The 13247-nt window shown below is 32.6% G+C and carries 10 protein-coding genes; all 10 read right to left on the bottom strand.

Annotated features, from left to right (window positions below; all coding sequences use genetic code 11):
* Window positions 1-5: 5 nt before the first annotated feature.
* Window positions 6-620, bottom strand: coding sequence for a deoxynucleoside kinase (locus BW939_RS05070; RefSeq protein WP_076450490.1), 615 nt, complete (start codon window positions 618-620; stop codon window positions 6-8).
* Between the two features lie 26 nt (window positions 621-646).
* On the bottom strand, window positions 647-1540 hold the full coding sequence (locus BW939_RS05065) for a hypothetical protein (RefSeq protein ID WP_076450489.1): 894 nt from the start codon (window positions 1538-1540) through the stop codon (window positions 647-649).
* Window positions 1541-1626: 86 nt separating this feature from the next.
* Window positions 1627-2652 (bottom strand): glutaminyl-peptide cyclotransferase, encoded by a 1026-nt coding sequence (locus tag BW939_RS05060; protein WP_076450487.1) that lies wholly within the window; start codon window positions 2650-2652, stop codon window positions 1627-1629.
* A 250-nt stretch (window positions 2653-2902) separates the two neighbouring features.
* Window positions 2903-4516, bottom strand: a complete 1614-nt coding sequence (locus BW939_RS05055) for a Na+/H+ antiporter (RefSeq protein WP_076450485.1) — start codon at window positions 4514-4516, stop codon at window positions 2903-2905.
* Window positions 4517-4764: 248 nt separating this feature from the next.
* A complete protein-coding gene (locus tag BW939_RS05050; protein WP_076450484.1) occupies window positions 4765-5217 on the bottom strand; it encodes a VOC family protein in 453 nt (150 codons plus the stop codon).
* Window positions 5218-5351: 134 nt separating this feature from the next.
* A complete protein-coding gene (locus BW939_RS05045; RefSeq protein WP_076450482.1) occupies window positions 5352-5723 on the bottom strand; it encodes a VOC family protein in 372 nt (123 codons plus the stop codon).
* Window positions 5720-6124 (bottom strand): hypothetical protein, encoded by a 405-nt coding sequence (locus tag BW939_RS05040; protein WP_076450480.1) that lies wholly within the window; start codon window positions 6122-6124, stop codon window positions 5720-5722. Before BW939_RS05040 ends, BW939_RS05045 begins: the two co-directional genes overlap by 4 nt.
* Before the next feature lie 5 nt (window positions 6125-6129).
* Complete coding sequence (locus BW939_RS05035) at window positions 6130-6597, bottom strand: hypothetical protein (RefSeq protein WP_076450479.1); 468 nt, start codon at window positions 6595-6597, stop codon at window positions 6130-6132.
* A gap of 11 nt (window positions 6598-6608) precedes the next feature.
* Entirely contained in the window at window positions 6609-7064 is a 456-nt protein-coding gene (locus BW939_RS05030; RefSeq protein ID WP_076450477.1) for a DUF1569 domain-containing protein, read from the bottom strand.
* 263 nt (window positions 7065-7327) lie between these two features.
* Window positions 7328-13246 carry an alpha-2-macroglobulin family protein gene (locus BW939_RS05025; protein WP_076450475.1) on the bottom strand — a complete coding sequence of 1973 codons (5919 nt, stop codon included), beginning with the start codon at window positions 13244-13246 and terminating at the stop codon, window positions 7328-7330.
* Window position 13247: the final 1 nt, after the last annotated feature.

The raw sequence follows: 13247 nt of genomic DNA, 5'->3' as shown, positions 1-13247 counted from the left end.
GGTATCTAAAACAGCCCGTTGAGCTGCGCATCTATTTTTTCTAAAATAAACCCAAAATCTTCAGGTTTTTCTACAAAATCTAGATCATCAACTTCTATTACAAGTAATTTTCCTTCGGTGTATTCTGAAATCCATTTTTCGTATTTCTGGTTGAGTTTAGAAAGATATTCTATGCTGATTGATGCTTCATATTCTCTTCCTCTCTTATAGATTTTTTTTACAAGATTCGGAACATCAGATTTAAGATAAATCAAAAGATCAGGTGCCGAAACAAAAGATTTCATTAATGAAAAGACAGAAATATAATTGGCATAATCACGATCTGAAAGAAGTTTCATATCATTTAAGTTTTCAGCAAAAATATGAGCATCTTCATAGATTGTTCTATCTTGAATAATATTTTTGCCACTCTCGCGGATCTCTTTCACTTGTCTGAAACGGCTTCCGAGAAAATAAATTTGCAGTGCAAAGCTCCATTTGCTCATGTCTGCATAAAAATCTTCTAGATAAGGGTTGTGATCTACATCCTCAAATTGTGCGTTCCAATTGTAATGTTTGGCGAGCATAGTCGTTAACGTGGTTTTTCCTGCTCCTATATTTCCTGTAACCGCAATGTGCATAATGTCTTTTGTGTCTTGTTTTAATTTTAATAACCTAAATTCTCAATCTCCTCTATCAGCTTTATTACATCGCCTTTATCAGACTTTTGTCTTTCAAGATCTTCGATAGATTGTTCTAATTCTTCGGTTTTTGCAGTATTTTGCAATTTTTTGAGATTTTCTGGTGTGTAAAGATAAAGTTTGTTGGCTTTTATTTCAAAAAAAGCGAGGTTGTTTTTATCCACAATTTGAGCCTCGGGATCTTCAAAAACTGTGATCATCCTCTCATCAGAACCGAAACTTAGGATACTGTTTTTGGTAATGATTAAAATGATCTCATTTTCTCGTCTGAAACGTTTAGCATGGGTAATTTCAGTTTCAAAAAGTTTTTCAAATTTTAAATTGTAAACGCTGAAAAGTTTTTTGCTTAAAACATAAACTTTGTTTTCATATACCAAAAGATCGATTATATCATCAAAATCTCCATCGAAAGGGTAAGAATTGATTGTTGTATCGTTTCTGAAATTATACTGAAGTAATCTGCGTGTGCTTTCATCCAAGAGCCAGATTTGTTGCAAATCTTCAGCATAAGCATGTTTTATAAAGCTAAATTTTTGCTTAAAATCTATTTTCTGGATATCGTTAAGATTCTGATCTACAAATTTCATTTCTTGTCCGTTTTCAGAAAACATGGGAATGGTAAGAGGGTTTTGAACACTCTGAATTTTGTACGGAACTGTGAGCATCATCTGCCCAATTTGCTTGCCAAGAGAATCGTACTTGGTAAGGGTAAAATCTTTATTTTTATAGATATACAAATTCCCATAATCATCTGCAAACATATCTTTTGCCTCCTTCAGTCTCAATGTATCTAAAGGAAGGCTTTTCTGTGCACAAACTGTACAGAATAAAAGCAGAGAAATGAAACTGAATAACCTCAATATTATTTTATTAAGAAAGCGTTCCAAAAGGAACGCTGACAATTTACATGCTTTTTTTATTAAGTCAGAAATTACTTTCAAATTAATTATTTAATAGCAACTTCATATATTTTTGACCATTTTTTACCAGTTACTATCATGTTATCTCCTCTGAATGCAATTCCGTTTAAAACATTTTCGCTATCTGCATCCGTAAATGGTTTTGTAATAGTAGTAAAATCAAATTTCCCTACCACTTCTCCTGTTTTAGGATTTATTTTTAAGATAATTGGTTTGTGCCAAACGTTTGCATAGATGAAACCTTTGTAGAATTCAAGCTCGTTTAGTTGGTCGTAAATATTTTTATTTCCGGCTACCGAAATATATTTTACCATTTTCGAAGGATCTTTTGCATCCAAAAAATATAGATTTTTACTTCCGTCTGAAGCTACTAGGTTTTTGCCATCATACGTTAATCCCCATCCTTCGCCAAGTACTTCAGGGTAAGCAAACTGAGATAATTCTTTAAAATCACTTTTATTGTAGACAAAACCAATTTTGTTTTGCCATGTCAATTGATATACTTTATCGCCTACAATCGTGCTTCCTTCAGAGAAAATGGTATCTGCCTGTTTAGTTTCTTTTACAGGAGCTGTTTCTCCCAATTTATAGGCAATTAATCTTGAAGAGCCATTTTGCCCGTCACTCTCGTAGATCATATCGCCTTCCATTTGAAATCCTTGCACAAAGTTTGCCGGATCGTGTGGATATTCGGCAACAATTTCGAAGGGAATATTTTGTTCTGCTACTTTGCTGTAAACATTAATTGTAGCATCCTGAGAAATAATCTCCCCACTTTTTGTTTTGATATTAAAAGTGACCTGATTATCTCCTAAAGTGAAATATTGCGAATCTATTGTAAGATTTTTTGTTTCTTTATCTCCAAAACTGATGGTTATACTTTCTGCATAATCTAAAACTTCCTTCGGAAGCTGAAGTTTATCTCCAAAATGATATCCATTGGTTTCCATAGAATTGTTGTAGTCTGCAAGGCTGTTCAAAACTTTTTCATCGTTTTTACAAGAAACAAATAAAAGAAGTGCTGCAAATCCTACTATGATTTTATTTTTCATATTCAGTTTAAAAAATTTTCTCAAAAATAACAAATTTTATTGCTCTTTGCTAATTTCCGAACCATTCTCTCCAAATTCTAGTAAACACCTGTTATTATAATAGATTGCAAACGCTCTTCTTCACAATTCAAAATTTCAATTTTTTAGTAAACCTACCTTATATGTTCTACGTTTTGCCATTTTTTTCTGGGAAAGCTTTCATAAGAGATCGAGATTTGATAAGATGATTTATATTTTTAAAGTTTAAAGATTAAGTATGTGCAAAACCAGTGATTTTTGCTTCATCAAAATCCAACTGCATTTCTATTGTTCTCATCACATGATCGTCGAAAATTTTCTCGCGCTTCATTCTGTGAAGTTCATTTCTTTGAGCCTGAATCACTTGCCTCAAAACATCTTTATTTTCATTCATTGCTGCAATGTAATCTCTCGTTGAAGCCATGCACTGAGCTTTATCTGCCATCATCATCATTTCATTTTCCAACTTATGAATCTGATGTTTTACGAGGCTATTTTTTTCAGATAGCTCAGTAAAATCATTATTGAGCTTCAAAAGAGCCGTTTCTTTTAATTTTCTCATCAAGATTGCTTCTTGTTTTTCTTCTGGCAAATCGCTGCCTCCATCATCAATCTTGAGCCACTTCAAAATTGGTGTAATCATTAAACCCTGTCCAACCAAGGTAATTAAAATGATTACAAAAGTGACGAATAAAATAATATTTCTATGTGGAAAAGGTTCTCCCGGACTAATATAAATAGGTATAGACAATGCTGCAGCCAAAGAAACTACGCCACGCATTGCAGCAAAACTGATAATAAAAGGCTCTTTCCAGTCGGGTTTTGGGTTTTCTTTTCTTAATTTTTTAGAAAATATCCTTGGGAGATACACTACTGCGTAGCTATAAGCCAATCGGGTAAAAATAATGGCACCGCCTATGACGATGCTATACAAAATACCTTCCGAAATGGTATAATCTTTCATTGACGAAACTATAACAGGAAGCTCTAAACCTATTAAGATAAAAATAATAGTATTCATCAAAAAAATAACGACACTCCAAACATTTCCTGCTTGAATTCTTGAAGTATGACTTAAATAACAGTGTGAGTTGTAAGACATAACCAAGCCTCCAGCTACAACGGCTAAAACTCCAGAAAAATGAAAATGTTCTGCTGCAACGTACATTACGTAAGGAACAATTAAGGTAATAACAGTATCAATATTTGAATTAGACGGAATATGCCTTAAAAACTTACCAAAAACAAGCCCAGAAGCAATGCCCATCGCAATTCCACCTATTGCCATTGTAAAGAAGTCTTGAACTGCTTCTCTGAAAATAAATTGCCCAGAAATAACTGCTGCGAGAGCAAATTTAAAAACAATTAAACTTGATGCATCATTGATTAAACTTTCCCCTTCCAAAATAGTGGTAATCTTTTTTGGAATTTTCATATTCTTTAAAACAGAAGTTGCAGCTACAGCATCTGGCGGAGAATTTACTCCTCCCAAAAGAAATCCCATCGCCACGGTAAGACCGGGGATAATAGAGGAAGAAAGATAAGCTACAACAATCGAAGTAAGAAAAACCAAACCGAAAGCCATTGAAAAAATCTGTTTTCGCCACTTGTGAAAGTCTTGCCATGAAGTAAACCAAGCGGCTTCAAATAAAATAGGAGGAAGAAAAATGAGAAATACCAAATCTGGTTCTATTTCAATTTGCGGCATTCCGGGAATAAAACTTACCAGCAAACCCGCAATTACAAGAAAAATGGGATATGCAACTTTTAGTTTTTGCCCTATCATCACCAAAATCATTACAGAGAGCAAAACTGCTATGGATATTATAACATAAGTATGAATCATAGTGAAATGGTTTTTTAGTTTAAAAATTCGGAATAGAAAAAAAACAAAGTTAATTAATTTCTTCTATCAAATAATCAAAATTAATACTAAAAATCAATAACAAAAAAGACTCGTATTATAAGTTTTGTTCAAAAAAGAAGGGTTAAATATTTTCTGCTTGATTATTTTAAAAGTGATATTTTCAATCCTGTTTTTATATTACTAAAAAAAACCGTCAGAAAACTGACGGTTAATAATTGAGTAAAATCTTAAGGATGTTGCTGCGTTTTTTCAGGATCATCATAGTTTACCATCCAGTTGATGCCAAACTGATCGGTCATCATTCCGAAGTATGCACCCCAAAATGTATCTGTCATTGCCATTTTCATGTGACCGCCTTTGCTGCAAAGTCTTTCATAAATACGGTCTGCTTCTTCACGAGATTCTGCATTTACAGAGATTGAAAAATTGTTTCCTGCAACAAAATCGCTTCCCCATTCTTGAGTAGTATCACTTCCCATCAAAATAGTTTCTTTGGAAATAGGCATACTTACGTGCATAATTTTGTTTTTTTCTGCTTCAGATATTTCTGTTCCGTCTTGTGGAGGCATTTCTCCAAAAGTTCCCATATACGGAATTTCAGCATCGAAAACGGTTTTGTAAAATTCAAAAGCCTCTCTGCAATTACCGTTGAATGTAAGATAAAGGTTTACTGTTGCCATATTTTTAATTCAATATTTAATGTTTAATGTTTAATGTTTAATGTTTAATGTTTAATGTTTAATGTTTAATGTTTAAAATTAAGGATATAGGATTTAAGTGATTCTATTCACTAGTAAACTGGAAAAACCGAAATCTATCTGTGTTGATCGATAAGAATCATATTTCCGTCGGGATCTTTTAGAAAAATATGTTCGGGGCCGTTTGTAGATTCGTCTGCTGTTTTTTCTAATTCGATTCCGTTCTCTTTGAGTTTTTTTTGAATTACTCTTACATCATCAAACTCTTCAAGATTCTGAGCATTCTCATCCAAACCGGGGTTAAAAGTGAGCATATTTCCATCAAACATTGCCTGAAAAAGCCCGATTAATGTACTTTCGTTTTTCATGATGAAATAATTTTGCTCTGCACTTCCAGCTATAGGCGAAAAGCCTAATTTTTCGTAAAACCTTTTAGATTGATCCAAATCTTTCACACTCAAACTTAGTGAGAATACTCCTAATTTCATATTTTATTTTTATTTAAAGCTGCTTTATATCCTCCTAAAACAAGAAACGGCGCCACCATTCCCAAAGTCCACATCCAAATTGGCGTAGGAAGCATGCTAAAGTTCCAAATAATTGCAGTGAGAAGTATTGCTCCGCAAATAATAGCATAGTATTGTTTTCCGTCTTTGGGAATTTTTGTAGATACAAATCCGGCAGCAAATGCGGCAATTGCATAAGCAGCAATAATGATTAATTTTGCAGCAATAGGCAGACTTTGTACATATTTGCTAAACGCTTCCAAATTTTCGTACGTTACGTTTTCTGGTAAAGGGTAAAGCAGATGACTGATGCTTTCGATCAAAAATATAATCAAATTCCCAACAATCATCCCGCCAACTACGGCAAATATTTTTCTTATCATCAAAATCAGTTTTTAAGTTTCGTTTTAAAATTCATGCTTTTGTCATAGCTGAACCAATCTCCTATCATCTGGATATATTGATTTTCTATTTTGTTTTCGTCTTTATTCCAGCCGAAAGTATAAATAAATTTACCTTTCAACATACCAGAATGTTTGCCTTTGTCTTCTTCAGCAAATTCATATTCGCCATATACATTTCCTCTCTTGCCAGAGTTTTTGTATTTGGTGATTTTTATTTTACCTTCAAATTTTGCATAAACTTTATCTACTAACGAATATCCTGAAACGAAATATTCTTGATCTTTTTCTTTGTCTTGCTCAGAGATATTGATTTTTAGTTTTAAAACTTCCCCGTTTTTTCCAATCGTTCCCTCATAAGGTTTGCTTTCGTTGAGCCAAACTTTTGAAATATCTGGCATTTGAGCAAAACCAAGAGCCGAGCAAAATAAGAACAGAAATAATATTTTTTTCATCTCCAATATTTTTAAACTCCAAACTGGCTCAAATGATGATTGAGGTGCTTTGCAAACATATTATTCCATTCATGAGATTTTAATTTCCCAAACGAGAAAGATTCTTTTCCTTCAAAAGCCTCAGAACCCAACTGTTGTGTTTTTTGAATAAAACCAATAAGTCTTTTTTTCTCATCATGAAAATTTCTTCTGCTGGTAATCAAAAATTGTGGCGCAGTAGGAGAATCTCTGGAATATGCTTTTTCACTTACCACTTTTGGCTTTACAAATTGTTTAAGAATAAATTTAGCAATACTGCCTGGTTTTTTATGTTTTTCAGGCTCGTAAACCATTTCGTAGGTTATGCAACAATGCGCCAACATTTGGTCTACTGTCATTCTACCCCACAATCCGTGTGTATCTTCTACGAGGTTATTTATTCTATTGATGTAATTCTGAGCATCTTTTGGATCAAAAACGTTTTCCATAGTTTGATTAATTGTCTAGAAACAAATATATTATTTTTTTGTTTTAATTTTTCGTTTTAAACTAATTTGAATTTTAAATTATCTAAAAACTGATTTTATAATTACTTTACAGAATGACTGTAAACTAAATTGAGTTGTTGGTCTTATTTTTTATAATTGTTGTACACTACATTATTTATTTCACCCTGAGTTTGGCCAAACAATACGGAGCTCAACATCAATGAAAACAAGATTGTTCATTTTTTCAATTTAAATTATTATAGTTATTCTTTAATTTCTACTATTATACCTTTTGTATTTGAATTCATCTGCGGAGCATAATAATTCTGAATCGTAGTAATTCCGTTGGAAAAAATTCCCGAAGCATTGCAAATTAAATCATATTCAAAAACATATTTTCCTTTGGGCATTGATTGAATGTAGAAATTTGTAGAAGCATCTTTTGTAGATTGATAATAACCCAAACTATTTTTCCACTGATAGCCAGAGATTACATTTAAAGGCTCAAATCCTGCTGCTCTCATGTCTTTTATCTGAATAAATTCCATCGCACGATTGGTATTCAAAATCATTCTTACTGTTACTTTATCTCCCACTTTCAGAGGAATTTCTGGTGTTATTTTTTTTAGTTCTTCACCATTCACCGTTTTTACTTTTCTGTACAATTCCTTTGCAACTGAAAGGTAATTTTCAGAAGATTTTATTTTATCTAAGTCTTCATAATATTGCCAGAATAATCCGCCCTGCACAATTCCGGGACCTGGTTTTGTAACGGTTACTGTTGCTAATTTTTCATCTACAAGATCCGCTTTTAATGAAGATTTCACATAACCGGTTGCCTGCGTTTCAGGTTTAAGTTGCTTTCCGCCCCAAATAATGGTTGCTTTATCGCCCTCGGAAGTTGTCCAGGATTTTCCAGAATTTAAAATCGTAAAAATCACTTCTGCAGTTCCTCTGGAGCTGCCCCAAGAGTTCACTTCTTTTTGAGTAATGAGCCAGATTTTCATGTCTTCTATGAATTTCTGATCGTTTGGTTTTAGTTTGTTAAATGCTTCCAAAGCACCTGCATGATTCACTACTTTTGAACCGAACCAACCCCATTCATCAAGGTTTTGTTTCCAATAAACGCCTTGATTTTTAGAATCGACCGAAGTTTCTTTTAAATAAGTTAATAATTTTTCGGAAACCTCTTTTAAACCATAATCGTTCATCAACAATGCTGCACGATGCAATCCGAAGAATGTGAAATCGCTTATTTTTGCTGTTTTCGCTTTCTCTTTTACCAGAGTTTTTAGTACGGCAGATTTTCCGTTCAAAGGATATTCTTTTTCCCAGTAATTTCTTGCGTTGAGATAATCTAAAGTCCAATTGGTCCATACATTTTCTTTTTTCACATCATATCTTACCGCTTCCTGATCCACATATTGAATCATTTTTTGAACCAATTCTTTTTGTTCTGAACTTTGATAATCGCTCACATTATCTTTTAACCAAAGATTGGTTTTTCCTAAATTTCTTAAGATATAAAGCGAGGTAGAATACGAACTCGGATATCCAGAATACCAAGAAAAACCACCATCAGGATTCTGCAGTTTTTTAAGTTCTTCCCAATCACTTTTTATAGAATTTTTCATCGTATTGGCATCAAAAAGCAAGGCTAATTTCTGCATTTGTTCATTTTCATTTTTACTTTCCAAAACCCATGGTGTTTCATCAAGCAAGATTTGTTTCAGCTCAGGATTTTTCTCAAGATTTGAATGTAATAATCCTTTAGCCTGGTATTCTTCAAAAACAGTTTTCAGTTTCGGATTGGCTTTAAAGATTTCTGATGCCAAAACATCGGCAAACCATTTATTAAAAACGACATCCGCAGAATTGTTTTGATCATTTTTCAGGCTTGGAAGGGCAAACATAATCTCCCAGATCGGATTTGTAGTCAATTCCAAGGTGTTCGAAACATTCGTAACGGTTGTTGAAGTATTATTTTTAAGGTTTTGAAGTTCGAAAGTTTTGGTTTCTCCTTCTTTTACGAAAACCGGTACAGCTTCTGTCACAAGCATTCTGTTTGGTAAAACAGCAATTGCTTTTTGCTCGCCGTCAGAATAATTTCCAGCTTTGGCAACCACTTTCAGAATAATGGATGAAACATCTTTCGGAACTACAATTTTCCAGGTTAATGCTGAATTTCCGTTTTCTATTAAATCAAAATTCTGGACTCTTTTATTTAATCTGAATTTTTCTGAAATATCTTCGTTGGTCAACGCATCTAAAATCTGAATTTGAGCCGTTCCGTTTAATTTTTTATCGGTAAGATTAGAGAGTTTAGATTGAAAATTCAACTCATCACCTTCTCTTAAAAATCTAGGATAATTTGGCGTTACTGAAAATTCTTTTTGTGTAACGACCTGCTTTTCTAAAGTTGCAGCTCTTGCATCTTTTGTGTGAGCCAAGAACATTAATTTCCATTTGGTTAATGCTTCCGGAGAGGTAAATTCAAAACTTATATTTCCTTCTTTATCGGTTTTCAAATCGGGATAGAAGAATGCGGTTTCGTTGAGATTTTTGCGCACCGGAACTGTATTAGCTAAACTTTCCTCCATTTTAGTATTATCGATGACATCTGTATATGCCATCTTTTCTGCTTTAGTTAAAGATCTACCAGAATTTACAATATCAATTGCTTCATCACTTAGTCTCATACTGGGCAATCTTACCTCTTGTGCAGCCGCTGAAACTTTAGCATTTGGTCTAGGTTCTGGAATTATATTGTACACCATTTCAGCTTTAAATCCGGCGCTGTCAGCATAGATTAGATTATCATCCATGTACGCATCTCCATCATAAATCCAGCTGAATGCAGGGTTGCCAAAGACTGTAGGCCGTAAATAATCAAACTCTTTTTCATAAGACACTTCTTCAAGGGCGTTTCTAGTTGAATAATAATAAAAATTATCATTGATCTGCCTCATTGAATTCCATAGATATCTATTGGAACTAAATTGATCCAAAGACATATCATACATATTCGCCAAAACTTCTGCGCTAATTTTTTCTTTATTGTTACCCACAACTTTTACAGACCATTTTTCTTTAGAATTGGGCTCTATTTTATCTCTGAAGGTCACCGTTTCAATCGTTATATCTTTTGAATTATCTATAACATTAAAATTCACAATTTCTGTTTTAATATCATTAAAAGCCACGATTTGAAAACTAATATTGAGATTAGAAACCTTCTCATCTTGCGGAGCGGTAACTGGAAATTTAAGATCACCGTTTTTCATATTGTGAACTGAGCTCAAAACCGGAGTAACGCCATTTTGAACAAAAACATTGACCAAAGCGTTCGGTATTGAAGAATAAATGTAAATTTCAGCAGTTTCCCCACGATTTAATTCTGTTTTCGGCTGCACAACTTCGAGGAAAATATTTTGATTTTTCCCGACAGATTTTTTACTGAAAACAGAAAAATTCTTCTTAGTTCTTATCGTGTCTTTGCCTTCGATGTTAAATAATTCTAGTTCGTAATTTCCTATTTCAAGTTTGCCGAGATTTAAACTTTCGTCATTCGATTCATTTTCAGTTTTGCTGATAATTACAGATTGAATATTTTTACTTTCATCATTTTTATCAAATCGGTCGTGAGGGAATTTTGTAGAAAATTCAGCTTTAGAAAATTGTGGCAAATCCTGAATTTCATCCTTAAATAGATCTCTGAAAATACGTTCGGAAGATTTTAATTTTGAAAGTTTTACCTGATAAGATTTTTTAAGATTTTGCTCATTGTAATTTTTCGTTTCCACTTTCAGTTTTACAGATTCATCATCAAAAACATTTTTTATTTCATCTGTTTTGATGTAGTGTGAAACCGACGCTACCTTCACATTGGTATTTGCAGATTGGGTTTCTCCGTTAATATCTGTAACTGAAGCATTGAACACAAAATTATCAATCTGAATTCCTTCAATTTTTTCATCTTTTTTCAATTCAACTTTAATGGTAAATTCTCCTTTACCATCTGTAATTAACTCGCCTAAGATTGAATTTTCGTCGTTGTATTCATTAGGATACCATGGAAAATATTTCCACCGGATATTTTGTTTTTTGATTTCATAATTTACTTTGGTATTGCTTAAAGCTACACCAGAAAACATCATTGCTTTCCCTTTCAATTCTAGAGTTTCTCCGTATTTGTATTCTGATTTTATGGGTTCAAATAGGACTTCAAATTTCGGTCTTTTGTATTCTTCAACCAGAAAATCAATTCTACCGTCAATTGAGTAGTTTGAATTATCGTCAACATCATCCACAGCAATTGAGAATGTTCCGTTGAGTTTATTTTTGGGAAGCAAAAAACTTCCATTCACCGATCCGAACTCGTTTGTTACCAGCTTCAGAGATTGTACCTCATCATTATTGGCGTCTTCTAAACTAATATTTAAGGCAAGTTTTTCCAATGTTTTTACCTTTTGAGATTCTCCGTTGAATCCTGTGGTAATCACTTTAAAATAAACTGTTTGTCCGGGTCTGTAAATTTTTCTGTCTAAGAAAATTTGTGCCTTTTGCTCATTCGGACGTTTATTGTTTTGATTATCATCATAATTTCCATGAACGTCCATAGCTTGAAAACTATTGGTTTTGGGTTGATGAATGAGGAAATTTCGGTAAAATTCTTTTTTGTCGGTAACAGGAAGTTTAAAAACACCATTTTTATCGGTTAAAACTTTAGAATTAGACAATTTTTTGCCATCCAAATATTCATAAATAATTAAATTTTCTTCATTTATTGTTTGTCCATCTTCACTTTTTACCAATTTTAAATCATCATAAAGATTTCCTTTGTTTGATTTAGACTGATAAATAATTCTGTTTTCTGAAACCAAAAAGTAAAAATTCTGATTTTTGAAATCTTTTTTATCATTCTCAACCCAATACTCGGCGATATAAATTCCGGCAGGTAAAGGTTTAATTTCCAGAGAAGTTCTGTGGTTTTGGTAATCTTTCGGATCATTTAATTTGAAAGTTTCTTTTTTTACCAACGATTTTTTCACTTTATCAAAAAAATTTCTTTGTGTGTACAAGAAAAATTCATTTACATCATCAATCTTATAAATATTAAAGATAAAATTTTCTACGTTTCTAAATTCCGCTGAGATATGAATGGGCACATTGGGCAGCGTCTGTTTCTCATAGCTAATGTGTAAAAAGGGATTTATTATTTCGTTTTCAATATTTTTTATATTATTTAAAAACAAGGATTTGGGATATTCTTTCTTTGCTTTTTCTATGATTGCTAAAGCATCTTTTTGGTTATTTTTTTCAATTAAAAGATGAGCAATTTCTTCGTATATCAAAACTTTATAATCGCCTTCCACAGATGATTTTGCAATTGCTTGAAGTTGGTCAATCTTATTTCCGCAGGCATTATAACCACAATTTTCACTTAGTTTCTGATGCAAAAAATAGAGCTTTGAATTGCCTGAATTTGAAGCGATTAAGTCATCATAAATAGCATTGATCTGAATTTTATTTTCCGCTAGTTCATTTTTAGTGAAAAAACTAAAATTACCCAGAAAATTAATTTTTTCCATAGCATACCAATCATACAAAGTCGGGAAATAATCTGCATTGGCGGTATTGTAGAAAATATCTCTATATTTTTTAAATTTAATATTTTTAAAATCAGATTTCAGCTGATCTAATTCTTGATAAGATTGAGCAAGATTATTTTTAAAATCAAGTTTAGACCATGTTTCAATACCAGAAACATCTTGGTTATCAATATTGGTTAACTGATTGATTTTCCAGCTGTATTCTTCAAAATATTCTTTTATGAATCCAGAAACTAAAATTGTGAAAAAAAGTTTGTCGTCTCCCTTCAATTGCTGTTGTGTCGCTTTAATTTTGGCAAAAAATTTTGAAGAAACATCGTTGTTTTCGTCTTCGATAGTTTGACTCACGACTAGAGATTCCGCCTTTAGCGTTTTAATAATTTGTAATACATTATTTTCTTTCATTGCGCGTTTTTGTATTTCTGTAATGAGGGGAAGATTGCTTTTGAATTTCCCTGCTTTCGAGTTTTGCTGAACTTTTTTCCACTGGGTTTCATAATAATTCTGAGCCTTAGTGGAACTGAAAATTCCAAAACACAGAATAATAAGAATGATTTTAATGCTTTTCATA

This window comes from Chryseobacterium piscicola, assembly GCF_900156685.1.
Lineage (GTDB): Bacteria > Bacteroidota > Bacteroidia > Flavobacteriales > Weeksellaceae > Chryseobacterium > Chryseobacterium piscicola.
This window is presented reverse-complemented; position numbering and strand designations above follow the sequence as displayed.

Coding starts and splice junctions, on each gene's coding strand:
- BW939_RS05070 (WP_076450490.1), bottom strand. CDS start 620: ATGCACATTGCGGTTACAGGAAATATAGGAGCAGGAAAAACCACGTTA.
- BW939_RS05060 (WP_076450487.1), bottom strand. CDS start 2,652: ATGAAAAATAAAATCATAGTAGGATTTGCAGCACTTCTTTTATTTGTT.
- BW939_RS05055 (WP_076450485.1), bottom strand. CDS start 4,516: ATGATTCATACTTATGTTATAATATCCATAGCAGTTTTGCTCTCTGTA.
- BW939_RS05050 (WP_076450484.1), bottom strand. CDS start 5,217: ATGGCAACAGTAAACCTTTATCTTACATTCAACGGTAATTGCAGAGAG.
- BW939_RS05045 (WP_076450482.1), bottom strand. CDS start 5,723: ATGAAATTAGGAGTATTCTCACTAAGTTTGAGTGTGAAAGATTTGGAT.
- BW939_RS05040 (WP_076450480.1), bottom strand. CDS start 6,124: ATGATAAGAAAAATATTTGCCGTAGTTGGCGGGATGATTGTTGGGAAT.
- BW939_RS05035 (WP_076450479.1), bottom strand. CDS start 6,597: ATGAAAAAAATATTATTTCTGTTCTTATTTTGCTCGGCTCTTGGTTTT.
- BW939_RS05030 (WP_076450477.1), bottom strand. CDS start 7,064: ATGGAAAACGTTTTTGATCCAAAAGATGCTCAGAATTACATCAATAGA.
- BW939_RS05025 (WP_076450475.1), bottom strand. CDS start 13,246: ATGAAAAGCATTAAAATCATTCTTATTATTCTGTGTTTTGGAATTTTC.